22 protein-coding genes are annotated in these 26,029 nt (G+C 48.7%); 11 read left to right on the top strand and 11 right to left on the bottom strand.

Annotated elements, in window-relative coordinates; genetic code table 11:
- The first annotated feature begins 3 nt into the window (after positions 1 to 3).
- The 3 genes from mltG (at position 4) to proB (ending at position 3,256) form a co-directional block, all read left to right on the top strand.
- Positions 4 to 1,146: an endolytic transglycosylase MltG gene (gene mltG, locus H6G00_RS07090; RefSeq protein ID WP_190796204.1), complete on the top strand. Its 1,143-nt coding sequence runs from the start codon at positions 4 to 6 to the stop codon at positions 1,144 to 1,146.
- A 146-nt stretch (positions 1,147 to 1,292) separates the two neighbouring features.
- Positions 1,293 to 1,838: a YqeG family HAD IIIA-type phosphatase gene (locus H6G00_RS07085; protein ID WP_190644770.1), complete on the top strand. Its 546-nt coding sequence runs from the start codon at positions 1,293 to 1,295 to the stop codon at positions 1,836 to 1,838.
- 299 nt (positions 1,839 to 2,137) lie between these two features.
- On the top strand, positions 2,138 to 3,256 hold the full coding sequence (proB, locus tag H6G00_RS07080; RefSeq protein WP_190796203.1) for a glutamate 5-kinase: 1,119 nt from the start codon (positions 2,138 to 2,140) through the stop codon (positions 3,254 to 3,256).
- A gap of 93 nt (positions 3,257 to 3,349) precedes the next feature.
- Here proB and H6G00_RS07075 read toward each other — a convergent pair whose 3' ends face one another.
- From H6G00_RS07075 to H6G00_RS07060, 4 genes are all read right to left on the bottom strand, one after another.
- Positions 3,350 to 4,315 (bottom strand): hypothetical protein, encoded by a 966-nt coding sequence (locus H6G00_RS07075; protein WP_190796202.1) that lies wholly within the window; start codon positions 4,313 to 4,315, stop codon positions 3,350 to 3,352.
- Between the two features lie 443 nt (positions 4,316 to 4,758).
- On the bottom strand, positions 4,759 to 5,781 hold the full coding sequence (locus tag H6G00_RS07070; RefSeq protein WP_190644767.1) for a glycosyltransferase family 2 protein: 1,023 nt from the start codon (positions 5,779 to 5,781) through the stop codon (positions 4,759 to 4,761).
- Positions 5,782 to 5,862: 81 nt separating this feature from the next.
- Positions 5,863 to 6,777, bottom strand: a complete 915-nt coding sequence (locus H6G00_RS07065) for a YbhN family protein (RefSeq protein WP_190796201.1) — start codon at positions 6,775 to 6,777, stop codon at positions 5,863 to 5,865.
- Between the two features lie 245 nt (positions 6,778 to 7,022).
- A complete protein-coding gene (locus H6G00_RS07060) occupies positions 7,023 to 7,781 on the bottom strand; it encodes a C40 family peptidase (RefSeq protein WP_190796200.1) in 759 nt (252 codons plus the stop codon).
- A gap of 39 nt (positions 7,782 to 7,820) precedes the next feature.
- Between H6G00_RS07060 and H6G00_RS07055 the strand changes: the two genes are divergently transcribed.
- Entirely contained in the window at positions 7,821 to 8,768 is a 948-nt protein-coding gene (locus H6G00_RS07055) for a serine hydrolase (RefSeq protein WP_190796199.1), read from the top strand.
- On the opposite strand, the gene aroH is transcribed toward H6G00_RS07055, so the two are convergent.
- Both aroH and sppA read right to left on the bottom strand, forming a co-directional pair.
- Positions 8,748 to 9,158: a chorismate mutase gene (aroH, locus tag H6G00_RS07050; RefSeq protein ID WP_190644763.1), complete on the bottom strand. Its 411-nt coding sequence runs from the start codon at positions 9,156 to 9,158 to the stop codon at positions 8,748 to 8,750. The genes H6G00_RS07055 and aroH overlap by 21 nt on opposite strands.
- A gap of 182 nt (positions 9,159 to 9,340) precedes the next feature.
- The gene (gene sppA, locus H6G00_RS07045) at positions 9,341 to 10,162 is read right to left on the bottom strand and encodes a signal peptide peptidase SppA (protein WP_190644762.1); all 822 of its coding nucleotides are present in this window, start codon (positions 10,160 to 10,162) and stop codon (positions 9,341 to 9,343) included.
- A gap of 171 nt (positions 10,163 to 10,333) precedes the next feature.
- On the opposite strand from sppA, the gene H6G00_RS07040 reads away from it, so the two are divergent.
- Together H6G00_RS07040 and H6G00_RS07035 are read left to right on the top strand one after the other, a co-directional pair.
- On the top strand, positions 10,334 to 11,455 hold the full coding sequence (locus H6G00_RS07040; RefSeq protein ID WP_190796198.1) for a DMT family transporter: 1,122 nt from the start codon (positions 10,334 to 10,336) through the stop codon (positions 11,453 to 11,455).
- A gap of 485 nt (positions 11,456 to 11,940) precedes the next feature.
- Complete coding sequence (locus tag H6G00_RS07035) at positions 11,941 to 13,389, top strand: peptidoglycan-binding protein (RefSeq protein WP_199318360.1); 1,449 nt, start codon at positions 11,941 to 11,943, stop codon at positions 13,387 to 13,389.
- A 56-nt stretch (positions 13,390 to 13,445) separates the two neighbouring features.
- Here the strand turns inward: H6G00_RS07035 and H6G00_RS07030 are convergent, their stop codons facing one another.
- Positions 13,446 to 15,650 carry a CHASE2 domain-containing protein gene (locus tag H6G00_RS07030; protein WP_242042167.1) on the bottom strand — a complete coding sequence of 735 codons (2,205 nt, stop codon included), beginning with the start codon at positions 15,648 to 15,650 and terminating at the stop codon, positions 13,446 to 13,448.
- A 323-nt stretch (positions 15,651 to 15,973) separates the two neighbouring features.
- A complete protein-coding gene (locus tag H6G00_RS07025) occupies positions 15,974 to 16,141 on the bottom strand; it encodes a hypothetical protein (RefSeq protein WP_190644760.1) in 168 nt (55 codons plus the stop codon).
- 388 nt (positions 16,142 to 16,529) lie between these two features.
- On the opposite strand from H6G00_RS07025, the gene serA reads away from it, so the two are divergent.
- Positions 16,530 to 18,110: a phosphoglycerate dehydrogenase gene (gene serA / locus H6G00_RS07020; protein WP_190679237.1), complete on the top strand. Its 1,581-nt coding sequence runs from the start codon at positions 16,530 to 16,532 to the stop codon at positions 18,108 to 18,110.
- 6 nt (positions 18,111 to 18,116) lie between these two features.
- On the opposite strand, the gene H6G00_RS07015 is transcribed toward serA, so the two are convergent.
- The 3 genes from H6G00_RS07015 to H6G00_RS07005 all read right to left on the bottom strand — a co-directional run bounded on the left by H6G00_RS07015 (position 18,117) and on the right by H6G00_RS07005 (position 21,469).
- On the bottom strand, positions 18,117 to 18,767 hold the full coding sequence (locus H6G00_RS07015) for a dienelactone hydrolase family protein (protein ID WP_190796197.1): 651 nt from the start codon (positions 18,765 to 18,767) through the stop codon (positions 18,117 to 18,119).
- 1,015 nt (positions 18,768 to 19,782) lie between these two features.
- Positions 19,783 to 20,556, bottom strand: coding sequence for an ABC transporter permease (locus H6G00_RS07010; protein WP_190679240.1), 774 nt, complete (start codon positions 20,554 to 20,556; stop codon positions 19,783 to 19,785).
- Positions 20,549 to 21,469: an ABC transporter ATP-binding protein gene (locus H6G00_RS07005; RefSeq protein WP_190644756.1), complete on the bottom strand. Its 921-nt coding sequence runs from the start codon at positions 21,467 to 21,469 to the stop codon at positions 20,549 to 20,551. Before H6G00_RS07005 ends, H6G00_RS07010 begins: the two co-directional genes overlap by 8 nt.
- Positions 21,470 to 21,630: 161 nt before the next feature.
- Between H6G00_RS07005 and H6G00_RS07000 the strand changes: the two genes are divergently transcribed.
- The 4 genes from H6G00_RS07000 (at position 21,631) to H6G00_RS06985 (ending at position 26,027) form a co-directional block, all read left to right on the top strand.
- Complete coding sequence (locus H6G00_RS07000) at positions 21,631 to 22,533, top strand: alpha/beta hydrolase (RefSeq protein ID WP_190796196.1); 903 nt, start codon at positions 21,631 to 21,633, stop codon at positions 22,531 to 22,533.
- A 45-nt stretch (positions 22,534 to 22,578) separates the two neighbouring features.
- Entirely contained in the window at positions 22,579 to 23,346 is a 768-nt protein-coding gene (locus H6G00_RS06995) for a proteasome-type protease (protein WP_190796195.1), read from the top strand.
- A gap of 860 nt (positions 23,347 to 24,206) precedes the next feature.
- A complete protein-coding gene (locus tag H6G00_RS06990; RefSeq protein ID WP_190796194.1) occupies positions 24,207 to 25,517 on the top strand; it encodes a response regulator in 1,311 nt (436 codons plus the stop codon).
- 144 nt (positions 25,518 to 25,661) lie between these two features.
- Positions 25,662 to 26,027: a response regulator gene (locus H6G00_RS06985; RefSeq protein ID WP_190644752.1), complete on the top strand. Its 366-nt coding sequence runs from the start codon at positions 25,662 to 25,664 to the stop codon at positions 26,025 to 26,027.
- The last annotated feature ends 2 nt before the right edge of the window (positions 26,028 to 26,029 follow it).

The following is a 26,029-nucleotide window of genomic DNA, read 5'->3' as shown; positions in this document are numbered from 1 at the left end:
CTCATGACAGTCACCCAGCGCATCTCCAAGTGGTTCTTTTACCTGATTGTTTTTCCTGCGACGCTCGGTCTGTGTGGATGGCAAGGTTGGGTTTGGTGGAGTTGGGCAAACGCGCCCGCAGATGCTGCAACCGAACAGCCTGCTACAGCTGAACAGCCTGCTACAACTGAACAGCCTGCTACAGCCGAGCAGCCTGCCACAACTGAAGCCAAAACAGTTCAGTTTCAGATTCCAGAAGGCACGTCAGCTCAACAGATTGGGCAAGACCTTGAAGCTGCAGGCTTGATTCGTTCTACAACAGCCTGGAATTTGTGGACTCGCTGGCAAACGTTGCAAAATCGTGAGGGTGGCTTTTTGGCTGGCACTTACGCACTATCACCCAGTGAACCGATGGAGGCGATCGCCAACAAAATCTGGCGGGGAGAAGTCGTCCATCTCAGCTTTACCATTCCTGAAGGATGGTCGACTAAGGAAATGGCGGAATACTTTGAAGAGCAAGGCTTTTTCACTGCTCAGGAGTTTCTAGCTGCGACTCGGCAAGTTCCGCGTGACCAATATCCCTGGCTACCCCAGCGGCTTCCCCTTCTAGAAGGGTTCCTTTATCCCGACACCTACCAGGTTGAGGATGAGGTAACACCTGAATCTGTAATTAACCAGATGCTAGATCGTTTTGAGCAGGTTGCCCTACCGGTTTATCAGCAGGGACAAACGCAATTTTCCTTACTGGAGTGGGTGACACTCGCTAGCATCGTCGAACGAGAAGCAGTAATCAGCGAAGAGCGTCCTCAGATTGCTAGCGTGTTTGCCCGTCGCTTGCGGGAGAACATTCCCCTAGGAGCTGACCCCACGGTTGAATATGCCCTTGGCATTCGCCAAACACCAGAGCAACCTTTAACCTTGGACGAGGTCAACACGCCATCTCCTTACAACACCTATGTCAACACAGGGTTGCCCCCTACGCCGATCGCCAGTCCAGGTGTGTCTAGTCTGGAAGCTTCTCTAAACCCAGCCGATACGGAATATCTCTTTTTTGTCGCCCGCTATGATGGGACTCACGTCTTTAGCCGTACTCTGGCAGAACATGAAGCTGCCCAAGCTGCCATTCAAGACGATATAGCAGCTCAGCAACAAGGCAGTGAAAACTAGCTACCGCAGGAATCTGTGGGGGTCAACTGTAGGGATCAACAACCAAGTGTATCCAAACCCATCTAAGATTGAGACGGAGTAGCCCTGGTATCGCTTAGGGCATCTTCAACCAAGAGGGCAAACGTTATCTGAACTTCAATCCTTTTATGTCCTGGGGCAAACTGTTACAACCTGATCTAATTTTGGGAGACTCAATTTTGAGTTTGTCTCCTAAGCTGTTACAGCATTACAACCTGAAGGGGTTGGTGTTAGACGTAGACGAAACCCTGGTACCCATGAGTGCTGCCGAAGTTTCAGAAGAACTACGGCAGTGGGTCGAGGAAATTCGCCCATCGGTAGCGCTGTGGCTGGTCAGCAATAACCTGAGTCAAAACCGGATTAGCCGCATTGCTCAGTCGCTTAACCTGCCCTACATTTTGGGCGCACGTAAGCCTTCTCGTCGCAAGCTGAGGCAAGCCGTCGAGGCAATGGATATTCCAGTCGAGCATGTGGCAATGGTGGGCGATCGCCTCTTCACCGATGTTCTAGCAGGAAATCGGCTAGGCATGTTTACAGTTTTGGTCGAGCCGATGGTCAATCCCGCTAAAGTTGCCCGGCGACACCCAGTGCGAACTGTGGAGGTTTGGCTTTCGCAAATCTTAGGAGCTTCCCTGACCCAGCAACATAACTTTACAAAACCTGATGAATTCTAAAGAATGTAAATATAAAGAAAACCTTAAAGCAGCCAGGACAATCCAATTTTTCTGGCATTCTACTAATAGATTAAATGGGGTCAGCAAATATAAAGACCCTAGCCCATAAATCCCTATGAATACTCTGTAGAGCGCCAGTCCGGCTTTTGTAGGGCTGGCGCTTTGCACATTGGGAGACTTAACGCTGTACTAAGGGACTAGGACCGGAGCAGAGGGCTAAATTCCCAAAGTGTCAGAGGTTAGTGAAAAATGAATAGCAGATCGTTGAGTGTTCGTTACAAAAGTTTTACTCCACTCTCATGAAGGCAGCCCAGACTTTAGTCATCAAAATCGGTACTTCTAGCTTGACTCAAGCGGATAGCGGCTATCTCGCACTCTCCACGATTGCGGCTTTAGTAGAAATGCTCAGCCAACTGCGTCGCCAGGGGCATCAGGTGATTTTGGTATCATCGGGTGCCGTTGGCATTGGCTGTGCTCGACTCGGCATGAGCGAACGCCCCCGCACCATAGCAATGAAGCAAGCCGTCGCCGCTGTCGGACAGGGAAGACTGATGCGGGTCTATGACGATTTATTTACCTCGCTCCAGCAGCCGATCGCCCAGGTGTTGTTAACTCGCAGCGACCTGGTGCAGCGCAGCCGCTATGTCAACGCCTATCGCACGTTCCGCCAATTGCTGAAGTTGGGAGTGGTACCAATTGTCAATGAGAACGATACGCTAGCCGTCGATGAGCTAAAGTTTGGCGACAACGATACGCTTTCAGCGATGGTGGCGAGTTTAGTGGAGGCAGATTGGCTGTTTCTGCTCACGGATGTCGATCGCCTCTATTCTGCTGATCCTCGCTCCAATCCTGACGCTAAACCAATTAGTCTGATAGACAAATTTGACCAACTGGAAGCACTCAATGTGGAAGTGGGCGATCGCGGCTCTGCGTGGGGCACAGGCGGCATGGTGACAAAAATTGCAGCCGCCCGAATTGCCGCAAATGCTGGAGTTCGCACGGTGATTACAGAAGGGCGATCGCCCCATAACATCGAGAAAATCCTTCAAGGAGAAGCCTTGGGAACCCAGTTTCAGCCACAGCCACAGCCATTCAACGCTCGAAAGCGCTGGATTGCTCACGGACTGGTGCCTGCCGGAAAGCTGTATCTTGATCCGGGTGCGGTCACTGCCATTTCTCAGGCAGGCAAATCACTCTTGGCAGCCGGGATTGCTGAAGTCGAGGGAGAGTTTCAAAGCCAGGATGCTGTGCAATTGTGCGATCGCAGCGGACAGGAGGTCGCTAGAGGCATCGTTAATTACAGCAGCAGTGAGCTACAAAAAATTAGAGGAGTTCACTCCGATAAAATTCCAGAAATTTTGGGCTATTCAGGCGCAGAAACAGTAGTTCATCGTGACAACTTAGTTTTGAATACCTGATGCAACTTCAATTTAGCTACCTTTTTAACAGAAACGGAGGGAGGGCTAAGCCCTCCCTCCGTTTCTGTTACTGAATTAAGTGCCTACCGATCTTTAGAACGCGCCAAAGTTGTAGCCAACACCTAGCATCAAGCCTACAGCCGGATTGTCAAACACAGTTGCATTCACAGCAGCCGTTGCAGTAATCCGGGATGTGATAGGCACATCTACCCCGCCTGAAAGCAGGAAGTCAACGCTACCATCATCTCCAGTAGAGATTGCAACGCCACCTCCAACATAAGGAGAAACTCGAAGACCTAGTTCTCCTGATACATCCTCTGTTACGTCGGTTACGCCAGGGATAAAGTCAAACGTGACGGGAACCAAAATGGTTGGATCATCAGAGAACAGGACAGCCGGACGTACAGACAAAAAGCTGGTTAAACCAATTTTGCTGAAGACGGCAAAACTACCTTCACCGAGAGCTGTGTCTCCATCACCGAGCCCGATGTTACCACCAACACCAAGGTAGCTAGGACCAGACCGAGTTGAGCGACCGGGTGTAACCGTCTGAGCAACCTGCTCAGCAGCAGGTTCAACGCTAGTTTCTTGTTCTTCAACGGTCTGACCGTCAACCATCTCAGGCTGTTCGGTTAAAGCTGCCGCAGAAGTTGAAGCTGTACTGTCTTCTACATACTCTTCGGCTACAGTTACAGATTCAGCCGGAGCTGCAGTGGAATTAGCTTGCTCCGTTTCAGGAGTCGCCGTGATTACTGGCAGTTCTTGAATGTCTGCCAGTTGAACTTGCGCTTCAGTCGTTACATCTAGTGCAGTTACATCTAGTGCAGTTACATCTGGTGCAGTCAGACTTTCGCTGTCAGCAGTCACAGTCTGCTCAGGTTGAACGGGGGCGATCGCCAACCCAGGTTGAGTTTCTACTGCCTCTACTTCGCTTGCAGGCTGCTCACTCACAACATCAACCGATGCAGAATCTACAGTATTAGCCTGCGCAACCAGTGCATTGGATACAAGGGCTAAAGCAGCAAGACTCAGCGAGACAGAAACATGTCTAAATAGCATGATGTTTACACTCACTCCTCAATGGTTCTTAGAAATTAAATGTCAATGCAGTCCAATCTCAGGTGGGTTGCCGTCTTCGACTTACACAAGTGCCTTTGAAACAGAGTAGTCAAGATCAAAAAATACTCAGGTAAACCCATCGGTGAACCACCTGGTAATTTGGACGTAAAAAGCCAGTTTTTGAGCCTTTATGTACAAATTTGATACTATTCAGACACTCAGTAGCGAACAATAAGCACTGGTATAGCCTGGGGCAAACGCCAGAGAATGGAACAGACTCTATCCGCCAATTTAGGAAATCATGACGGCATATGCCACCAGTCTTGAGGCATATATGCAAATTTCGGCCGCAAAAGTCCAATTCTTTGCAAATTACTCTGGATTTTTAAGACTTACTAAAAATCCGATCGCTTTTTGATCACTTTTCTGTACAGTACTTTTTTCTACACAGTACTTTTGGAGTTGCCAACGGGTTCAATGACTTCTCTGACTCGATAAATCGGGCGACCCTGAGACTCATGGTAGGTTCGCATAGACAACTCCGCCAACAGCCCAAAGCTAAATAGCTGAACTCCAGTGAGGAACAGCACAACCGCCAAAATTAGGAGGGGGCGATCGCCAATGCTTTGATCTAGCCCCAGCTTGAGAAAACTGAGGTACACGCCCAACAGAATTCCCAACGCCATCGAAACTAAACCAAACCAGCCAAACACATGCATTGGGCGGGTGAGGAATTTTTTCATGAAGAAGATCGTAAACAGATCCATCAACACGCGAAACGTTCTCCCCAAGCCATATTTACTCTGTCCAAAGCGACGAGCATGATGGCGCACAGGCATTTCTGTGATCCTGGCTCCTTCGATAAAAGCCAGCGCGGGCAAAAAGCGATGCAGTTCCCCATACAGGTTCAAATCAGCGACCAATTCTGAGCGGTAGGCTTTGAGCGAGCAGCCATAGTCATGCAGCTTTACGCCAGTCACTTGCCCAATCAACCAATTTGCTATTTTGGAGGGCAGCAAGCGAGTTAAGGCTGCATCCTGCCTGTTTTTGCGCCAACCGCTAACCAAGTCATAGCCTTCCTCTAATTTCGCCACCAGTTGCGGAATGTCTGCTGGATCATTCTGCAAATCTCCATCCAGCGTAATTAACACGGCACCCCTAGCGTAATTAAAGCCAGCCGCCATAGCTGCGGTTTGTCCATAATTTCGCCGCAAAACCACCACGCGTAAATCTTTTCGCAACTTTGCCTGCTGGTAAAGCAACTCCGTCGTGCCGTCGGTAGAGCCATCGTCTACACAGATAATCTCATAGGAAAAATGATGGTCTTTGAGAATTTGCGAGACCTGATCCAGCAGATGGGGAACACACTCTACCTCGTTGTAAATCGGCACGATGATAGACAGGTCAAGCTGTAGCGCTGACGCAGATCGGTCGCTATGGTAGTCGGGATGCAGCACTGTTTTCATGGACACTCACTCACACTCAAACTGAATACTCACACTTGATCGCTTGCAATCGCTCTCTAGAAGTGTCGCCGTATGGCTAAGCTATATTCTACGGCTGTAGAGCCAGGCTATTCCCGCACCTGCTAGTTCTGCTAAAAGGCTCACTAAGCGGTAGACTGCGACTGCACTGACGACCATTGCAGGTGGAAAGTGGTTATCCAGAAGGGCGATCGCCGTTGCCTCAAAAACGCCAATGCCACCGGGTGCGCCAGGAATTATCAATCCTAGCAGCCATGCAACGCTAAAAGCACCTAGCAACAACGGAACTTGCTTCCAAGTGATCGCAGTCAGCGCCATCACCGTGAAACAAAAGCCTGCGCCTCGAAGCCCCAGAAATATTAACTCTCCCAGGAGTGGCAAGAAAGGATAATGCTGAATCGGAGGAATAACCGGAGCAGGATTTTCAGTGCTATCAGCATCAACCCCTGTTTTGGGCTTTTTCAACCGACCGACTAACCGAGTTGCCGGATTCAAGCTACGGGGATGCACCGCAACCAGCACCACGCCTAAACCAAGCAATTGCAAACCTTTATAGGCTGCCGAACTACTGACCAGCGCAACAATCAGTGCCGCTGCCGCCATCAGCAGCGGTTCTAGCAAAACGCTCAAGCTAGCAATCTCTAAAGGAATGCCTGCGGCTTTAGCAGCCCAGGCGCGTCCATAAAAGTGCCAGACGTTCCCCGGTAAATATTTGGCAACGTTCGTTTGCAGGTAAACTCGGCTGCTCCAAAAGCCAGACACTGGATGATTTAACCCTGCTAAAATCCATCCCCATACCCAACCCGTCCAAACATGTGCTAGTAGCGTGATAGTGAGGGCGATCGCCAAATATCCCCAAGCTTCTGCTCCTACCCGAATGGATGCAACTTCCTGCCAATGATCCCTCAAGGTTTTAGCAATGAAAAATAGCGTCCCACCCAGGATGAACCAGCGGAGGTAAGGTTTTAGTTTTTGCATGAGGGGAAGGAGAAAGAGGGAGGTTAGGGATTAGGGGGTGCGGAGTACTTTATGCAGAATCCGTTTCGTAAAGAAGAACTATTGGGTGTACGAGCGAAGCATTCGGCAGAAGAATTGTGCTTCAGTGGCAGAGATTGTCACCGAATGCTTCGCCCCTATAGATGCCGCTATCCTACAGACAAATTTGGTACCACCTATTTAGGGAGGAATGGGGGATGCCTTTAAAGACTTGTGCAATTAGAGTTTTAGGTGTCAGGACTTTTATAGCTGGCGATCACGCGACCTGCACCTCGTAGCTGATGATAGTAAGCTTCGGCGATCGCTCCCCCCTCAGCAGACAGCGGATCGATACCAATACCATTGCGCCCGATCGCCTTGCCAGAACTGTGAATGTAGCCTTCTTCGCCCAGATAAAGTCCAACGTGAGTACAGCGATCGCGACTGCCAAAGAAAACTAAATCTCCTGGCTGCAACTCTTCTACCGCAATCGGTTGAACAAATGCCTCCTGCTGATAGGCATCTCTGGGTAGCCAGATGCCAACCGCAGCAAAAGCCGTTTGAACTAATCCAGAACAGTCATAGTTTGGCCCAACCGTGCCGCCCCAGAGATAATGGTTAGGTTGGGTCATCGCTTTACGGGCAAAAGTAATCACCCTGGGTAAACGGGCTTGAATTTCGGATGGGGAGAGGGCGATCGCTCGATAATTTTCTTCTACCACGCTTAGCAAATCCAGGTCTTCTAAGGGCAGCCAGCCTGGATAGTCATCTTCACAGAGGCAAACTTTAAGCGCACCTGTACTGTTTTGAGCTGCTCCTGGACTGTCTTGAAGCTCTAAAGCAGCTTGATCTGAGAGTGATACAATACGCAACTGACGACCCGCTACGGCTTGAGTTGCCAGGTCTTTGAGTTCAGGCGAATTATACAAGTTGAGGTTTGTTTGACACTGATATTCAACTGGTCGTCCCGCAATCAGAGCCGACTGCAATTCTGAGAAAGAAACCATATCTAAAACTCAAAATTCAAAACTATTTCTCAACTGGGTATGACATTTTTTCGTCGAGATGAATCGTTAGAACAGTGGGGCGATCGCATTCTCGCTGCGACCTGGGCAGAATTTCCGGGCTTAGCCCAAAACCAAATTGCCCTGACCTGGATCGTCTACGATGATCCGGTTCCTGTAAATACCGGAGGAGCACTTAGCCCCGCCGAATTTTGGCAGCACTCGGTACGCGGCTTTGCCTATCGTGGGGTCGAGCGAATTTATCCAGCCAGCGTCGTAAAGCTGTTTTACCTGGTCGCCGTCTATGAATGGCTGGAGCGCGGCATGATAGCCCCATCTGGCGAATTAGACCGGGCGATTCGCGACATGATCGTAGATTCAAGCAACGACGCAACTAGCCTGGTAGTAGATATATTGACAGGCACAACCAGCGGACCAGAACTCCCTGCCGCTCCGTTTGAAACCTGGAAAAATCAGCGCAACCTGATCAACCGTTATTTTCAGTCACTCAACTGGACTGAATTGGAAACAGTCAATATTAATCAAAAAACCTGGTGTGACGGCGCTTACGGGCGTGAACGAGCATTTCTGGGAGAGCTAATGGAAAACCGCAATATGCTGACAACAAACGCCGTAGCGCGATTGCTGCACAGCATTATAGGCGGTGTGGCAGTGTCATCGGGGCGATCGCAAACGATGATGGCGCTGATGCAGCGTCGTCTTGACCCGGAAGCCCTGGCTGCCGATCCTGAAAATCAGGTGACGGGCTTTTTGGGTGCAGGACTGCCTCAGACTGCCAGGGTATGGTCTAAGGCAGGGCTGACCAGCAAAGTTCGCCACGATGCCGCCTATGTAGAATTGCCGGAGCGATCGCCCTTTTTGCTGGTCGTTTTCACTGAAGGCGAAGCGCATAGCAAAAATGAAGCCATCCTTCCATTCGTGGCTCAACAGGTAACCGCCGCGATTGACTCAATAAGCGCCTCGACCTAGCCGAACCGTTTTCTGAGAATCGATGCTCCAATCAGGTCTAAGGCTTTTTGCCTGGCGCAAATAGGGATGATGAATCTCAGCTAACGGGTCTAGCATGTTGACGTGGATCAGCAGACGAATACAGCGCTCTAGACTGCCCTCGACATGCATTTGCTGGACATCCAGCAGCGGTACATTTTGCCAGTGAACCCGTTCACGGGCGATCGCCGCTGGAAAAATCGCATCCAAATCACGAGTCACCGAAAACGTAGCGCTGACAATATCGTCCGGGTCAATTGGGTTTAGGCTTTCCAATTCATCTAGCAGTTCCCTCACCGCATCGCGAATTGCCTCAACCGAATTTTCTGAGACTGTCGTTGCCCCTCGAATTGCCCGAACTTTCCAGCCCACGTTAAAGCCCTCCCATTAAATGACTAGAAGCTATATTTAGTTTGCGCCCCCAAGCGGACGTTTGAGAAGTCTAGCCTATAGCCTGAATCAATGCAGGATTAACTCTGAGGGAAGAAATTGAGTTTAATTCAGTTTAGGTCACTTCCAGCGCCTATTTGCCAAACGACCTAGAATCAATGCCCCTAGGGACGGTATAGCCACAGGGGTAAACCGCTTGTAGCTAATTCAAACTCTACCCAGTCAACTCCGGTTGACAGTCCCGTATGCAACTGAACACTACCCGACAGGACCCGATTTAGCAGGCTTTTTCGCTCCTCCAGGGTATAGCACTGTGTTTTGTCGGGGTCAAGTCCAGCCAACTCTGCGGCCCAGCGGCGAGCATCTTCTTCGGTCCCCAAGCGATCGACTACGCCTAACGCTAGTGCCTGCTGTCCGGTAAAGATACGTCCATCTGCAAAGCTCTTAACCGTATCTACAGCAAGATTTCTAGCTTCGGCAACTGTTTGTACAAATTGCTGGTAGCTGACATCGATCAATTCCTGCAAAATGTGCTGCTCCGGCTCAGTCAACTCTCGATCAAAAGCGAGGATGTCTTTGTAGGGTCCAGACTTGATCACCTTAAAGGAAACGCCAATTTTATCAAGCAGGCGTTCCAAGTTGTTACCCCGCAGGATCACACCAATGCTGCCGGTAATCGTCCCAGGATTGGCAACAATGTGGTCAGCTCCCATGCCGATGTAAACCCCTCCCGAAGCTGATATGTTGCCAAAGCTAGCAACGATCTTGACCTTTTCTCGCAGCTTTCTGAGAGCGCTGTAAATTTCCTGAGAATCGCCAACTGTTCCACCGGGGCTGTCAATTCTCAGCAGCAGCACCGGAAATTTTCTTTCTTCAACTGTTTTGAGAGCTTCTAAAACTCGTTTGCGGGTTGATCCAGCGATCGCTCCGGTAATTTCAATGCGGGCAATTTGTTTCCGAGAACTCGGCTTAAAGGGCCAGATCATAATGTAGTGAAGCGATTAGACAGTTAAGTTTATTAAGCAAGGCTAAATTATAGTGTGCCTTATCTAGAGAAATTTGGTGGAGCGATCCAGCATCACCGCCACAGCAATTCTTAATATAAGTATATATAAGTACATATTCAGTTAATATATGTAAAAGCCTGAGCCAGAATCATGCATCTAAAACTAACTGAGTCCCGACTACCCTTTGCATCACTTCTGCTGATTGCCCCCTTCTTCCTTTGGGGCACTGCAATGGTGGCGATGAAAGGGGTGATGCCTCACACAACTCCGCTGTTTTTGGCAGGCATTCGGCTAGTGCCCGCAGGCGTGTTAATTCTGATTGTTGCTGCACTCATGGGCAGGTCCCAACCCAAAGGTTGGCTTGCCTGGCTCTGGATCGGCTTATTTGGGCTTGTAGATGCGACCTTATTTCAGGGTTTTCTGGCAGAAGGGTTAGCTAGAACCGGGGCTGGTTTGGGTTCAGTCATGATTGACTCACAGCCACTTGCAGTCGCGGTGATGGCACGGTTTCTGTTTGCGGAACAGGTGGGACTGTGGGGTTGGCTGGGGTTGGCGTTTGGTGTATTTGGAATTAGTCTGCTGGGCTTACCGGATGCCTGGATTTTGGCTTTTTTACACGGTGAGGTATCTGTCAGCGGGCAAATCGGGGTAGAGGCAGTGCAGCGGCTTTTTCAGAGTGGCGAATGGCTGATGCTGCTGGCAGCACTATCGATGGCGGCAGGTACGGTAATGGTGCGGTTTGTTTGCCGCTATGTCGATCCGGTTGTGGCAACGGGCTGGCACATGATCTTGGGGGGAATGCCCTTGTTTGTGCTCTCCGCAACGGGAGAGGCGCAGCAGTGGGTACAGCTTCAACTTCCTGACTGGATGGCTTTGAGCTATTCAACAATTTTTGGCAGTGCGATCGCCTACGGCTTGTTTTTCTACTTTGCTTCTAGCGGCAACTTGACCAGCCTCAGTTCATTGACCTTTCTCACGCCTGTCTTTGCGCTGCTGTTTGGCAATCTATTTCTGGCGGAGGTGCTTAGCCCTATTCAGTGGATTGGGGTCAGCTTTACCCTGGTGAGCATCTATTTGATTAATCAGCGAGAAAATTTAGCTGAAAAGCTTCAGGGCTTGATGCAACGGCAGCGATCGCTCACACCCCAAGCCGCAGGCAGCAAGGAGGGCAAATCGACCTTTGCAGATTCGCTACCTTTACCGAACAGTGATATTACTGAGGTATCATCGGTAAACATAGGGATGCGTGAATCAGAATCAGAACAGCTTTGATAGGGCATATAGACAGACAAAAAGAAACTCAGTCCGGCTGTCAATCTTGTATTGAAAACTAGCAATGTCTAGAATTGATAGAGCGATCGCCCTATTTGCGGCGTTTAAGATGATTGATTTCTATAATTGAGCACAAGCTAAGAATTGGGCTAGCATCAAGCCTTGTTAGTTATAGCTGCTTATCTATGGTGTTCAATTTTGACAAGCTGAATATGAATATTATGTCCTGACTTAATATTCCTGTGTTTTTTCTGTGTTGGTCGCCAAAATCTAACTCTGATGTTTCGTTTTATGAGTAACATTTATTCCAAACTCATGTCTTTAGCATTTACCCTGGCAAAAGCTGCAACCTTGTAGCTCAGCTAGATTTTCACTCTTAAACAATCGGGAATCGTTTCGTGGAATAACCATCAGGATTGAGTTAGCTTGAGTTGACATCTGCTCGAATACCCGGACTAGATCTTCGATCCCAAACTCGAACTACCATGTCCTATCGTTTAAGTTTATTGTTAGTTACCTGCCTTACGGGCCTTGGTGTAATCCCCGTCTTACCTCTGGGATTGCGAGTCGATGCAGCTGTAACGCTTCAAGAAATCACAAACTCCACGGATGCTTTTGCTCCGGGTCAACGGTCTGGCACTAACGCTTTCATGATGGAGCTAGCCCAGTCCGAGTCTTCGCCTTCTCCATCTACTACGCCAGAATTACCGAATCTCTTGCCTGGTAGCCAGGGGCAAGCTGTGACTCAACTGCAAACCATTTTGCAGGAGCTAGGTCACTACACCGCAGCAGTTGATGGAAAGTATGGAGACAGCACCGCTGAGGCAGTCTCCAAATTTCAGCAAGCAGCAGGTCTAACGGCAGATGGTCGAGTTAACACTGAAACTTGGGAAAAACTGATAGCAGCCCAAGCAACAGAGGCAATAGAAGCAACAAATACTTCAACCGATGCTTCAGGAGCTACAGAATCAACCGCCGAAACTGAATCTGCTGAGGCAACCAATGCATCCAGCAGTGGTCTAACCTGGTGGATCTTGAGCTTTTTGGTAGTCCTGGGGGTTGCAGGTGGACTGTTTTACTTCCTACGGATGGAAAAGCTTGATGCAAAGCGTCCTAGTTCCTCATTAAAAGGTGGATTAGCTGACCAGTCGCCAACGCTGGAAACCCCCACCCGCCCCTATTTCCCAAATGGCAGCAGCAAGCGTGATTTGGTTCGTTCTGAGGTAGTTTCTGGGCACATGGAAGATGCTTCAGATATGGAGGGGACTTCTCGACTCTCCAAGATAGACATCGTTCAGGAGCTAGTCAGAGATTTGCACAGCCCTGACCCCAGTAAGCGACGCAAAGCAATTTGGGAATTGGGACAGCGGGGAGATTCGCAATCGCTTCAGCCGCTAGTGGATATGATGATTGATGCGGATTCCAGCCAACGAAACTTGATCTTGGCGGCTATCTCAGAAATTGGCGTGCGATCGCTCAAACCCGTTAACCGTGCCCTGCTGATCTCGCTGCAAGACAATAGCCCTGACGTTCGCAAAAACGCGATTCGAGATTTGACCCGGATCTACGATCAGGTCGCGCAAGTTAGTCATCTGCTGCGCCATGCGGCTGAAGATGGCGACGACGAGGTGAGGGAAACAGCCCGTTGGGCCTTGGGTCAGCTTAATCGCATTAAGACTTTGACCGACTCTTTGCCAGAGTCAGGGGCAAATTCAACGGCTCTCCCGAATTCTGTGAAACAAGAGCAACTGCCACAAGATTCTTCGATTAGCTCCGATCGCCATACAGAGGAATCCGATTCGCCTAGCTCAAATTATTACTCAGAAAATTCTGGCTCGAATTACTACTCAGAGGATGCGCCCGTCTCTGGGACAAGCGATTCGACCTCAAATTCGAGTTCAAATTCAAATTCAACTAACGAAACTTTCTGGTAGCGCTGCGCTTGTTAGGTGTAGGTTGGGTTCCGCTTTGCTTCACCCAACCTACTGATTCAAGAAGGGGGTTCCGGTGCAAAGAACTCATAGCGATTTTTGCCTAGCTCTTTAGCACTGTACATGGCTCGGTCTGCTTTGACCATCAAATCATCCATGTCCGTTCCATCGAGGGGATAGATGCTGATGCCAAGGCTGGTCGTGATCAGAATGGGCTGTTCTTCCAGGACAAACTTTTTCGCGAGCGTCTCCAAAATCTTTTCAGCCACTCTGGCAACATCTTGAACACCAGGAATTGCTGGAAGCAACACAACAAATTCATCCCCACCCAAACGCGCTACCAGGTCGCTGCCTCTGAGGCATCCTGTTAACCGTTGGGCGACTGCCTTGAGCAGCAGGTCACCGACCTGATGCCCAAGCGTGTCATTGATGGCTTTAAACCCATCCAGATCAAGAAACAGCAATGCGGCTAGCTGTCCGTGGTCACTAGCCCAAACTAAAGCCTCTTGCAAACGGTCTTGCAGCAGTTTTCGATTAGGTAACCCGGTCAGCGGATCGTGATAGGCCATTTGCCGCAGGTGGGTTTCAGCTTGCATTAGCTCAGCGTTAGAGCGCACCAATTCGGCAGCGGTACGTCTCAATTCTTCTTCTACTTTTTTGCGCTGAGTGATGTCGCGAATGATGCCGACCAGAAACTGGTTGCCTGCTGCATCTCGGTGGAGCGATCGCTTGGTTGCAATCAGGTGAGTGATTCCGTGAGCATCGGTGAATTCTTCTTCACTTTCTTGATCGGTTCCCGTTGCGAAAGTCAGTTCGTCTTGCTGCCGAAACGCGATCGCTTGTTTCTCTGAGAAAAAGTCGCTGTCTGATCGTTCTAAAAGTGCTTGCAGCGGTTGCCCAATTAAGCGACAGTAAGCCTCGTTGAGTACGATCCAGCGATGGTGATTGTCCTTCACAAATATCGGATCGGGAATGGTGTTAATGACGGATTGCAGAAATTCTTTTGACTTTTTCAACTCTTCCTGGAGGTGAGCAATGTAACCCGTAACGGCAACCGCAGAACCGACCAAAGCCATTGCAGCAGGAACCAGCGGAATCCACCATCCTTGAAGTAAGGCAAGGTAGCAAATTCCGGTTAGGCTGGCGCTGGCAACTAGAACGCTAAGTGCAGACTTGCGCGGAGATCGAAGCTCCCAGACTACGCTAGCCCCGACCCAAGACCAGATCAAGATCCAGCCAAGTTCCAGTGGATCAGGCCAAACTCTAAGGAGCGATCGCCCCTCTAGCGCTGCCCCTAAAATTTGATGAATAAAATTGGCATGAAGCTCAACCCCTGACATCTGGCGAATTTCTTTCCCTAAGCCGCTACTGTTAGAGGTATAGAAAAAATCTTTAAGGCTGACTGCCGTAGAGCCAATTAAAACAATGCGATCGCGCAGCAAATCGGGCGGCACATTTCCGGTCATCACGTCGCTCAGGGAGATCATCTCGAACCCAGACGGAGCATTGTAAAAGTTGACCAACACCTGATACCCGCCGCTATTTCTCATTCGTATATAGCCACCATCACTGGGCTGAAACGGATGAAAGACTGCCTGCCCTAACTGGAGATACTTAGGATTGACATTGGCTGGTTTTGGCTCAACGTTTTCTGACTGCAAATAGATTAGGGCGAGCTTTAGCGCAAAACTGGTATGACTTTGTCCATCTACCGTCCAATACAACAAAGAGCGACGGATTCTGCCATCGTCATCTACGACAACGTTGTTAAAACCGATTTGATTTCTGTTGCTTAGCGCGGCAGGTGGAGCAACTGCAAAACTGTTTTCGTCCTCAATTTTTTCAATTCCGACCAGGTTAGGGGTTGTTTCAAAGACCTGCTCTAGCTCAGCCTGACCTGCCCCAACCGAAAAGTCTCGGTAGATGTCCAGCCCAATTGCACGAGGCTGATAGGAGGCTAGCTTTTGCAGCAGTTCTGCCATTCTTTGGTCGGGCAGCGGCCATTCCTGAATTTGCCGCAAATCTTGCTCATCAATGCCGACAATTACGATTCGATTGTCAATCGCTTCTGCGGGACGCAAACACGAAAGCTGATCAAGGGCTGAAAGTTCTGCTGACTGCAATAGCCCAAACATTCGCAGTAAAACGACACATCCTGCAACACTTGTAGCAGTTAGCCAAACTCGGCGATCGCCCTTCAGCCATTGCTTAAAATTTGCTCGTTGACGGGTTGCTTCTTCGTCTGGCTGCGTGGGTAGGTTCAAGTCTGTGCCCTCTATTTCAGCTACGGCTCATGCAGCAATGTAAACAAGAAGGAAAGAAATGAATTGGAGGAATGCAGTCCCTCAAGCTCATCCTTTCTTCTGACGCTAACTGAGCTGCCCCTGTAACTTTTTTGCCTAGAGTGCCCGGTGGAAGCTGAATAATATCTCCCTCAGTTGAACTTTTTTATCTTTTCTAGAGAGTAAAATTTGTCACCTCCCTCTAGAAAAGTCCTGGGGTTGACAACTCCTTACAGAAATCCATCGCACCTTCAAGCCTCATCTTTCCAAACCCAGTCAACATTGGGTTTGATTTTGGCTAAGTTCTAACCTTTATTTAGAAGGGGAATTTGGATACGGAAGGATGAATTGGACAAAACTTCGTTAATGCCTGCAAAGTCAAGCTGAATCTGCCCTGAAATCACTGCAATCGCCGCGGTGATAGCGATCGCCTGAATAACGGAGACAGCTTTGTAGCTAAGGGAGCGTGCCATGACGAATTCTCTGATCAGGATATTATTCGTTATCGTGCCTATTTAGAGAAATAGAAGTGACTTCAACGCCCTTCTTGGTGAGATCTTCATCACAACTAACACCAATTCCTAAAATTAGGGCTATAGGTGGAGGGGCATCCCACAGAGCAGGATGCCCCTCCACCTATAGCCTCTTTTGAGAGAAACGTTATAACAAGTTACCTTCCTGAAATTTTTGGGAAAGCCAAAATTTTTTAGTTGCTTGAGAGGGCCGTCCCACCTTTGCAGTAGAATGACCTTCTGTGGAAAATCTGAATTGATGGCTAGGGTGCAAGCAACGGTGTTGACTTCCCCATACCAATTTTCCAGCTCATTGCTCAGACACTCTTGTTGAACTCGCCTGCCGATCATGCCAAAGGTTCTCGTCTCAGATCCAATTGACCAAGTTGGAATCGATATTCTCTCTCAAGTTGCCCAGGTCGATGTCAAAACAGGTCTACCAGTAGAAGAGCTGGTTCAGATCATTCCAGACTATGACGCACTCATGATCCGCTCTGGCACCCGTGTGACGCAAGAGGTGATTGAGGCTGGGACGCAGCTCAAAATTATCGGACGTGCGGGCGTTGGGGTTGACAATGTTGACGTGCCTGCGGCGACCCGTCGCGGTATTGTTGTCGTCAACTCGCCCGAAGGAAACACGGTTGCCGCAGCCGAACATGCGGTGGCAATGATGCTGTCGATGTCGCGGCATATTCCCGATGCTAACCAGTCCGTTAAAAGCGGCAAGTGGGATCGCAAAAGCTTCACAGGGGTAGAAGTTTATAAGAAAACATTGGGGATCGTAGGGCTAGGCAAAATTGGCTCTCATGTGGCGGCGATCGCCCGTTCGATGGGAATGCGCCTGCTGGCCTTCGATCCGTTTCTCTCTACCGAACGCGCCGACCAAATTGGCTGCCAGTTAGTTGAGCTAGACTTGCTGTTCCAGGAATCGGACTACATCACGCTGCACTTGCCCAAAACGCCAGAAACCTATCACTTGATTAACAGTGAGTCTCTGGCAAAAATGAAGCCTACCGCTCGAATTATCAACTGTGCCAGAGGCGGCATTATTGACGAGCAGGCATTAGCAGAGGCGATCGAGCAGGGCAAAATTGCTGGGGCTGCGCTGGATGTGTACGAGACAGAGCCGCTGGGTGATTCTCCTTTGCGATCGCTGGGTAAAGAGGTCATCCTGACTCCGCACTTGGGTGCATCCACCGAAGAAGCTCAGGTCAACGTCGCCATTGATGTCGCCGAGCAAATCCGTGATGTGCTGTTAGGATTGCCCGCTCGTTCTGCGGTTAACATCCCTGGTCTACGACCCGACTTGTTGGAAAAACTGCGTCCTTACCTGCAACTGGCGGAAACCTTGGGCAACCTGGTTAGCCAACTGACAGGAGGACGGGTCGAGTCATTCAACGTCAGGCTGCAAGGCGAGTTAGCCAACAGTGAAAGTCAACCTGTTGTAGTCGCTGCGCTGAAAGGACTGCTCTCTCACGCCCTGCAAGAGCGAGTCAACTACGTCAACGCCAGCATTGAGGCAAAAGAACGGGGAATTCGGGTGATCGAAACTCGGGATGCTGCGGTCAAAGACTATACGGGATCGCTGCACCTGATGGCTAAAGGCTCTCTCGGCGAACATTCAGTGACGGGAGCGCTGTTGGGCGATAGCGAAATTCGGATCACCAGCATTGACGAATTTCCGATCAACGTTCCGCCTAACCGCTATATGCTGTTTACGCTGCACCGTGACATGCCAGGAATCATCGGTAAAATCGGTTCTCTGCTAGGCAGCTTCAATGTCAACATTGCCAGTATGCAGGTTGGACGCAAGATTGTCAGAGGTGATGCAGTCATGGTGCTAAGCATTGATGACCCGCTGCCCGAAGGCATTTTGGCAGAAATCGTCAAAGTTCCAGGCATTCGCGATGCTTATACCGTAACGCTTTAGCCACGATCAAAAAATTCTATCTTGATCCATCTGTTCGCTTAGCCAAGCCCGAATGGTTTGGTGCACTTCTCCAGCAACCTCATCTAATCCATGACCTGCGTTGGGGTAAAGCACCAGCCGTTTAGGCTCAAGTGCCCTGTTGTAGACGTAGCGTGAGCAGAGTGACGACAAAACGGAATCGTGTGTACCATGCAGCAGCAATAGCGAGCAGTGGCTTGCTATTGCTGAAACAGAATCTGTGCCGTAGGATTGTGTTGCTAGAGTCACCACCGTGCGAACCACCTCTGCTTGAGCTGCTGCCTGAATCACAACCGCACCGCCAAAAGAATGACCAATTAAGGCGATCGCCTCAATTCCTTCATTCTCTAGATAACTGATGCCCGCTAACACGTCTAGAACGGACTCTTGCAGGTGCGTGGAGTTGCGAAACTGAAGGCGTAGTGCAGCAATGCCATCACTCATTAAGTCTTGACAAAGCCGAGGATAAAGCCCTTGTGCTGGGGTATCCCAATTTCCACCAATTCCACCAACCCAAATCGCAGCTTGTTTAGTTGCTTCTATTCGGTAATATTGGCAATGAACAACTCCTTGGGGTGTTGCCAGTTCAATTGGATAGTAGCTGTGCTGACGGGGTTCGCCCCCAACATCTTGAAACATCGTTCTGAAAGGCTTACTGTTGCTAGATGGCACACGCTTTCTCCTATCTTGTATAGATTCAGTTTCAACGTGGCGGGGATAAATATCCTCTACCTGAAGCCCAAGATAGGTCTATGATTCCATTAAGATGAAAGGTTACCCCAAACACGGTTAGGCCGTAGAAACGGTTACTTATTAAATACTTATTGAATAGGTAAACAGGGACGGACATTCTCATCAAAAACGTAGCATCCGTTCACGTCCAAGCTGTTCTCTAAGTTAATGCTGCGACTGTTGGGATGGGTAGCACAGATTCGGGTTAAATTCATTATTCTGCCATCTTCGGTTCATATGTAGCAAAAGAAAGTATCGTCCAAGTTAGATTCGCTCAACAGCGGAGAGATCGATGGAAAAATAAGAGTGTCGCCAGCAGCAATCTAGGTAAGAGAGGCGATCGCCAACCATAAGAAAGTAACCGTCAAAACACCTGTCAAACTCAAAAACTTCAGCATAGGATTACTTCGATACAATTGGAGAACTCACTTACAACTCAAAACTCAAAATCTATCACTTGCATAAATGCTTGTGTGGAAATGCTAACGCTAGTTAGCACAATGCTTAACGCACTTACGACGGGTAATATTTTCAGCAATCGCAGTTGACCGAGAACTTGTTTTAACAGTCGCTTAGCGTAAACGAGCAATCACTCCAATCCAGTCAGCACGATCGCTAAACCTGTACTAAACGCCAGCACCAACACCAGTCCAACAGCCACATTACCTAAAGCGATCGCGCTAAGCAACAACTAAATCATGTACCTGATCGTGAGCATGAGTATGGCTATGGATAGGGAAACCCTCACACTCACTATGTCTTTGAATTGGGATAAGCCGCTTAAGTTATGGAAAAAGTTCTGCGAAGCCTGGCGTGAGTGAGAGCGATCGCTGAGTTGGGGTCAATACAAGTAGACTTCATCCATTTGGATTGCGGACGAAGCAATTTTTTGGCACTGTGAACAAAAGCCTCAGCCAAAGTCTCAATATCCACCCAGTCTGCCTCTGCGTTTGGTCTCGCGTTCGGCTTGACGAAAGAGGAATAGTCCCAGAGAAAAATAGACGACTCCATTAGCGAGGGCGATAGCCCACTGTCCCCAGTTCAGTCCCAATTCCCGCGCCATCAGATCTCGCAGTAGTCCTGCTCCGGGTGTCATCGGCAGCAGCAGCGCAAATATTCTGCCTGACCCAACCCAGGTTTCAGTAGGAACGGATAGTAAAAATAGCAAAGCAAATTGAAAAATACCGAGTAATTGTTGGACTCGCTTCAACAATAGGGCTAGGGACCCCATTGCAAACGCTAGCCCGTAGGCTCCTAGCAGCACGGTGATGAAGGGTAATAGCAGACTGGGCGGAAAGGAAAGCTGACTGCCCGTGATCGCAATGATGATGAGTAAAATGCTGATATTAAGTGTGATTTGAATGGTGAGACTGGCGATCGCTCTCACCAAAAAAACCTTTGATGCATTAAAAGGTGAGAGAAAAAGCTGCTCCAAAGTTCCAGTTTGCGCCTCATTTTGCAAACCTCCAGCAATGTCACTCATGATAAACAATACTAGTGTCCACAGGACATAGCCAATTACAACGGCGTCCAGGCGATCGCCAAACTGAAGCCCTGGTCCTGCAATATATTGGGCACTGAGAAAGAGCCCATAAAAAATGGAGGTTGTGATAATGATGCCGCCAATTGCCTCTGTAGAATAGCGAATCAGTTGAATCCAACTGCGCCTGAGTTCTGCCAAAAATAGCTCAACCAAGGGTTTTCTCCCGCACCAGTTTTAGAAAAATATCCGTCAAGTTCGCTTGATCTCGGTAGACTCTGACCAGTGGTAGAGGCTTCAGCACATCAAGGATTTGATATAGCTCGTCTGACTCACGCACATAAATCAACTGTCCTTGAAAGGTGCCACCCAACTCTTTCACTTTACTCACTTTTTCTGAGTCTAAAGGATGCTCTAACTCAATGGTATAAGCGGTTCCTGAAAACTGGCGAATCAGTTCTGAAGTAGGTTCTTCAATTGCAATTTTGCCCTGTTGGATAATTGCGACCCGATCTGAAAGTTCTTCTGCAATGTCGAGTTGATGCGTGGTGAGTAAGATGGCTCGCCCCTCAGCAGCAATTTCACGAATCAACTGTTTTACGGTTTGGGTAGCTTCTACATCCAGTCCTAAAGTGGGCTCATCCAACAACAACAGTTGCGGATCGTGAATCAGGGAAACGGCGATCGCCAGTTTTTGCTGCATCCCGCGTGAGAGCGTTTGCACGGTCGTACTTCTTTTGTCGGCTAGCCCAAATCGTTCCAATAATTCTTGCCCACGCTGCCGAGCAGTACGACGAGTTAGACCGCGCAGCACGCCAAAATATTCCAAATTTTCCTGGGGCGTGAGTCGCCAGTAGAGGTTGCGGTTGCCCTCCAAAACAGCACCAAGCGATCGCAAGGCACGTGAGTCGCGATGAGGATTGCGTCCAGCAATGCTGACCCACCCCTGATCGGGCAAAATCAGCCCAGCAATCATCTTGATCGTGGTTGTTTTTCCGGCTCCATTTGGCCCTAAAAATGCCAGAACCTCACCCACCGACAATTCCAGGGAAACATCCTGAACTGCTTCTAGCACCTTGCCCTGAGATCGATAAGTTTTTCGCAGACGTTGAGCTTCGAGGACTCTCATAGTATTTCTAAGATTGACTGAAGTAGAGAGCCAGAAGAAGCACCTCTTAACCTGTATTCTCACAAATTTGAAAGGGGTAAGGTAAGCTGCAAAATGGTAGATGTGCTTTTATCTAACTCACGCTAGCCTGATCGGTTGATCCGTGTGAATGAGGTGTACGTATGTTTATTCCACCGGGCTTTTATCAACACTCTGTCATGACCTCATTGGGGAAGATGGTCTACTACACGGCTGAGGGTCAGCCCTGGGTGACTCAAGAAGTGCCCCATGCCGATGTCCCTACACTCGTCTTCTTTCACGGCTTTGGTGGCGGCTCTTCTTCCTATGAGTGGTCTAAGGTTTATCCTGCCTTTGCCGCCCAATATCGCATCCTGGCACCTGACCTGATCGGCTGGGGGCAGTCTGACCATCCCGCCCGCGACTATAAAGTTGAGGACTATGTAAACACGCTGATTGAATTCATGGAAAAGACGTGCAGTGGACCGACAACGGTGATTGCGTCGTCTTTGACGGCTGCTTTTGTGATCCGAGCGGCGATCGCCCGTCCCGAATTGTTCAAATCCCTCATCCTCACTACCGCCGCAGGGCTATCTGACTTCGGTGAAAACTACACTCGCAGCTTCTTCACTCAATTAGTGAATATTCCTGTAGTCGATCGCCTGTTTTACACTGCTGGAGTCGCTACCAGCTTTGGCATTCGCAGCTTTCTAGAACAGCGTCAATTTGCCCGCCCAGAGCGAATTTCTGACGAAATTGTCGAGGCATACTTGGAGTCAGCAACCCAGCCCAATGCTGAATATGCCGCCCTTTCTTTTGTGCGGGGCGACCTGTGCTTTGACCTATCGGAATACATGACCCGGCTCACCGTGCCAACCGTAATCCTTTGGGGTGAAAAATCTCAATTTACGGGTCCAGAAATTGGTCGCCGTCTAGCTGAAATGAATCCTACTGTGGTTCAATTTCATCAGCTGACTGATGTTGGGCTAACTCCCCAACTCGAAATTCCTGCTGTCACTATTGGCTTGATTCAAAAGTTTCTACCCCCGCTAGAGCCAGCAGAATAGAGCATCAGCATAGCGAGCAACTACAGAGGACAACAAACTACGGCTATGACCTATTGCCTGGGCATTATTACTCAACATGGACTCGTGATTGCTGCTGACTCTCGCACTAATGCGGGCGTAGACTACATCTCTACCTATCAAAAGCTATTTGACTTTTCCTTACCTGACCAGCGGGTGATTTTGCTCTGCACGTCTGGCAATCTGTCGATGACTCAGGCTGTTCTCCATGCCCTGCGGCGTGACCTTAAACTAGGGGAAGGGGACACCCTGCACAGTTTGCCTACCCTATTTGACACGGCTCGTTACGTAGGCGCTAAAATTCGTCAAGTGCAAGAGCAAGACCGCTCGTGGCTAGAGCGCGACAAGATTGACTATCACTGTAGCTGCCTCCTGGGCGGACAACTTCCAGGGGAAGAGCCAGCACTCTATTTAATCTATAGCCAGGGCAATTTTGTTCAGGCGGCTCGAGAAACACCTTTTCTGCAAATCGGTGAAACTAAGTATGGAAAGCCGATTCTCGATCGCACCTTAACCTTTGAAACGCCCCTAGAAGCCGCCACAAAATGTGCGCTTTTATCAATCGACTCAACCATGAAATCCAATATCTCGGTTGGGCCACCGATTAATCTCATTAGCTATGCTGCTAACAGCTTTAATGTTAAGCATCAGCTGCGGCTCCGAATTGGAGATCCGTACTTAGCCAAAATTCGCAAGCTTTGGGAAACGTCGCTTCGTCAAGCGTTTGACCAAATGCCCAATATCGAGTGGGATCACGATCTAGGAAACTTACAGGAAGATATTTTCACAGATTAGTGGCTAATTTAGAGAGATTTGCCTGATTTTTCAAGCTGCCCTAAAAGCTGTCCTAAAAGCTGGATTTACGACTATATAGACTGACCAATAAGCTTCTGTGAACTTCAAGTTATGCGCTTGACAGGACTGCATCTGCAAGACAATCATGGATCATTACAGTGAAAATACCTAAGGTCACTAACTCGTCGAGGCTCTGAGGTGCTAGCTACAGTAAAAACACGTACTAGCAAACGACGCACAAGCTCTAAGGGGTGCAGAAAATTAAAGCTGTGTTGCAGAAAGTCAGAGTTGTGTTGCAGAAAGTCAAGGTTGTGTTGCATATTAGAGTAGGTTGTTGCATGGACTGTTTCTATAGATTGTTCAGAGCTGTCCTTCCGAACTGATTTTCATCTACCAGGTTCATTTCAGTTCGTTCTACCTACAGATTTATCTACCGCAGTTTTAGCTGCACCGTTTTTTAGTCTCAAGCGGTGTCCTAGTTGGCATAGTTTTTACCAATACCAGTAGAAGTTTATTTGCGTGTAAGAAGGGAACCCAGTGTTAGCCTGACAACATCTAATTTGACGCTCCAAACGACTCTCCTCCCTTACTCTCTTTTGACACAGGCTAGGGTAGACACAGTCTTGCCTGAACTCAAAATGCTGCTTTTAGCCCTCAAGTGGGATCTTGAGGAATTGCGCTAAAAGCAAAAGCTTACATTCTCAGATTGAGAGATCAGGATCATTTCTTAAACCAGCCTCTGACACTTCAACTCAATAGAAGTGAAGGGATTTGCTTCGACTACCAGTTTTAAAGTTAAACCTCTTCAAAATCTGCCTAAAGACGCGCAGCACACCAATCGGATCGGATATCTCATTCCCATGCTTACTCCAACATCTATTAGCTCATTGGAACCTCCTGTAAAGACTTGTGAGATAGAAAACCTCAGCGAATTGATTAAACATATTCAATCCTGTGAACTGCAACAGTTTACAGGACGACTAGATTTAGATATTAAAGAAGCCTCAAACTCACTGTGGAGTTTGTTCTTTTATGCGGGAAAGTTGGTTGGAGCCGCTAGCGAGATGCATTCAGTTCGATGCTGGTATCGCCAAATGGCTCAAGCTTGTCCCCAATTCAAGCAGGCTACCTATGAGCGCAAGCTAGACCAACCGCAATGGAGTTATTTCTCCATCCAAAATTTGTTGAAGCAGGGAAAAATTCCACAGAAGCAGTTAGAGAGTGCGATTGAGGGCTGTGTCACTGAGATTTTGTTTGATATTTTTCAGCAAGATCAGCAACAGGTTGAGCGCTTGCCGATCCAGTTAAGTTATCGTCGGGTTCCTCCTAAATTTCAAGATTTGCTGCAAATTCCCATTTCGGCTCAGCAGGTTTGGCTCAAAGCTTCACACGACTGGAAACTGTGGCAGCAGGCGGGTTTCGACCAATATTCTCCAAATCTAGCTCCTGTTATTTGGAGTAAAGAGGAGTTACGCCAACATACTTCACCTGCGGCATATCAGAATGTGACTGCGTTAGTGGATGGCGATCGCACTCTACGAGATTTGGCAATTCGACTAAAACAGCCCTTGGTATCTTTAACCCGTTCCATCATGCCCTACGTTAACCGGGGCATCATGGGGCTAATTGAAGTTGAGGACTTTAACACTTCAGCCTTACCTAACTCTAGTGCTGCTCCCTCTACATCGACAGCTAATCAGCAAGAGCCAGCAAAACCTCTAGTGGTTTACATTGATGACAGCCGCTTTGACCGAATCACAATGGGACAGATTTTGCTCAAAGCAGGCTACCGATTCATCAATATTCAAGACCCATTACAGGCATTGCCAACGCTGATTGAGCAGAAACCTGATCTCATTTTTTTAGACTTACTTATGCCAGTCACCAATGGATATGAGGTGTGTGCCCAGATTCGCCGTGTCTCGGCACTTAAAAATACCCCAATCATCATGGTGACTAGCCGAGATGGAATTGTTGATCGAGTACGCGCCAAACTGGTGGATGCAACTGGCTTTATTGCTAAACCAATTGAATCTGAAAAAGTACTCACAACTTTGCTGGAGCATCTACCAACGGTTCAGGCTGATCATCCTTCTCCTCAGCCTCAAACGTTAAACAGAAACCTGATTGATTGGCAAAAAAAATTGGGAAGCCCTGTAAAGCAACTCTAACTTCCCTAAAAAGACTCTGCTGGGTCAATGGCAAGAAGAGTTTTACAGCCCAATAGCCGGAAGCAGGAAAGTATCCGGAGAAGCAAGCCAATTCAAGGGTAAAAGCAGATACCACTTATAAGTTCTATTTTGTAAACACGGCACATGAGTACAGTTCTTTTAGTTGAAGATAGTCGCACAGAAACCGAGGTGCTCACTCGATTTCTTAAACAAGCAGGGTTAGAGGTAATCAGCGTTGCGTCTAGTGAAGATGCTCGGCTTAAGCTTCAGTTGTATAAGCCTGATCTGGTGTTAATTGATGTAATTTTGCCAGGACAAAGCGGGTTTGAATTCTGTCGTGAGTTAAAAACCAATGCCAACACGCAAGGAATTCCAGTTGTAATTTGTTCAACCAAAGGAACTGAAGTCGATAAACTTTGGGGCTTGCTGCTTGGGGCAGATGCCTATATGCCTAAACCTGTTGAGCAAGATGAATTAATCCATACCGTAAAGCGGTTAATGACAGTGTGACG

The sequence above is a fragment of the Leptolyngbya sp. FACHB-541 genome (genome assembly GCF_014695875.1).
Taxonomy (GTDB): Bacteria; Cyanobacteriota; Cyanobacteriia; order Elainellales; family Elainellaceae; genus JAAUTN01.
This window is presented reverse-complemented; position numbering and strand designations above follow the sequence as displayed.

What these genes read in the sequence shown, in the direction of transcription:
- mltG (WP_190796204.1), top strand. Translation starts at nt 4, where the DNA reads ATGACAGTCACCCAGCGCATCTCCAAGTGGTTCTTTTACCTGATTGTT.
- H6G00_RS07085 (WP_190644770.1), top strand. Translation starts at nt 1,293, where the DNA reads ATGTCCTGGGGCAAACTGTTACAACCTGATCTAATTTTGGGAGACTCA.
- proB (WP_190796203.1), top strand. Translation starts at nt 2,138, where the DNA reads ATGAAGGCAGCCCAGACTTTAGTCATCAAAATCGGTACTTCTAGCTTG.
- H6G00_RS07075 (WP_190796202.1), bottom strand. Translation starts at nt 4,315, where the DNA reads ATGCTATTTAGACATGTTTCTGTCTCGCTGAGTCTTGCTGCTTTAGCC.
- H6G00_RS07070 (WP_190644767.1), bottom strand. Translation starts at nt 5,781, where the DNA reads ATGAAAACAGTGCTGCATCCCGACTACCATAGCGACCGATCTGCGTCA.
- H6G00_RS07065 (WP_190796201.1), bottom strand. Translation starts at nt 6,777, where the DNA reads ATGCAAAAACTAAAACCTTACCTCCGCTGGTTCATCCTGGGTGGGACG.
- H6G00_RS07060 (WP_190796200.1), bottom strand. Translation starts at nt 7,781, where the DNA reads ATGGTTTCTTTCTCAGAATTGCAGTCGGCTCTGATTGCGGGACGACCA.
- H6G00_RS07055 (WP_190796199.1), top strand. Translation starts at nt 7,821, where the DNA reads ATGACATTTTTTCGTCGAGATGAATCGTTAGAACAGTGGGGCGATCGC.
- sppA (WP_190644762.1), bottom strand. Translation starts at nt 10,162, where the DNA reads ATGATCTGGCCCTTTAAGCCGAGTTCTCGGAAACAAATTGCCCGCATT.
- H6G00_RS07040 (WP_190796198.1), top strand. Translation starts at nt 10,334, where the DNA reads ATGCATCTAAAACTAACTGAGTCCCGACTACCCTTTGCATCACTTCTG.
- H6G00_RS07035 (WP_199318360.1), top strand. Translation starts at nt 11,941, where the DNA reads ATGTCCTATCGTTTAAGTTTATTGTTAGTTACCTGCCTTACGGGCCTT.
- H6G00_RS07025 (WP_190644760.1), bottom strand. Translation starts at nt 16,141, where the DNA reads ATGGCACGCTCCCTTAGCTACAAAGCTGTCTCCGTTATTCAGGCGATC.
- serA (WP_190679237.1), top strand. Translation starts at nt 16,530, where the DNA reads ATGCCAAAGGTTCTCGTCTCAGATCCAATTGACCAAGTTGGAATCGAT.
- H6G00_RS07015 (WP_190796197.1), bottom strand. Translation starts at nt 18,767, where the DNA reads ATGTTTCAAGATGTTGGGGGCGAACCCCGTCAGCACAGCTACTATCCA.
- H6G00_RS07005 (WP_190644756.1), bottom strand. Translation starts at nt 21,469, where the DNA reads ATGAGAGTCCTCGAAGCTCAACGTCTGCGAAAAACTTATCGATCTCAG.
- H6G00_RS07000 (WP_190796196.1), top strand. Translation starts at nt 21,631, where the DNA reads ATGTTTATTCCACCGGGCTTTTATCAACACTCTGTCATGACCTCATTG.
- H6G00_RS06995 (WP_190796195.1), top strand. Translation starts at nt 22,579, where the DNA reads ATGACCTATTGCCTGGGCATTATTACTCAACATGGACTCGTGATTGCT.
- H6G00_RS06990 (WP_190796194.1), top strand. Translation starts at nt 24,207, where the DNA reads ATGCTTACTCCAACATCTATTAGCTCATTGGAACCTCCTGTAAAGACT.
- H6G00_RS06985 (WP_190644752.1), top strand. Translation starts at nt 25,662, where the DNA reads ATGAGTACAGTTCTTTTAGTTGAAGATAGTCGCACAGAAACCGAGGTG.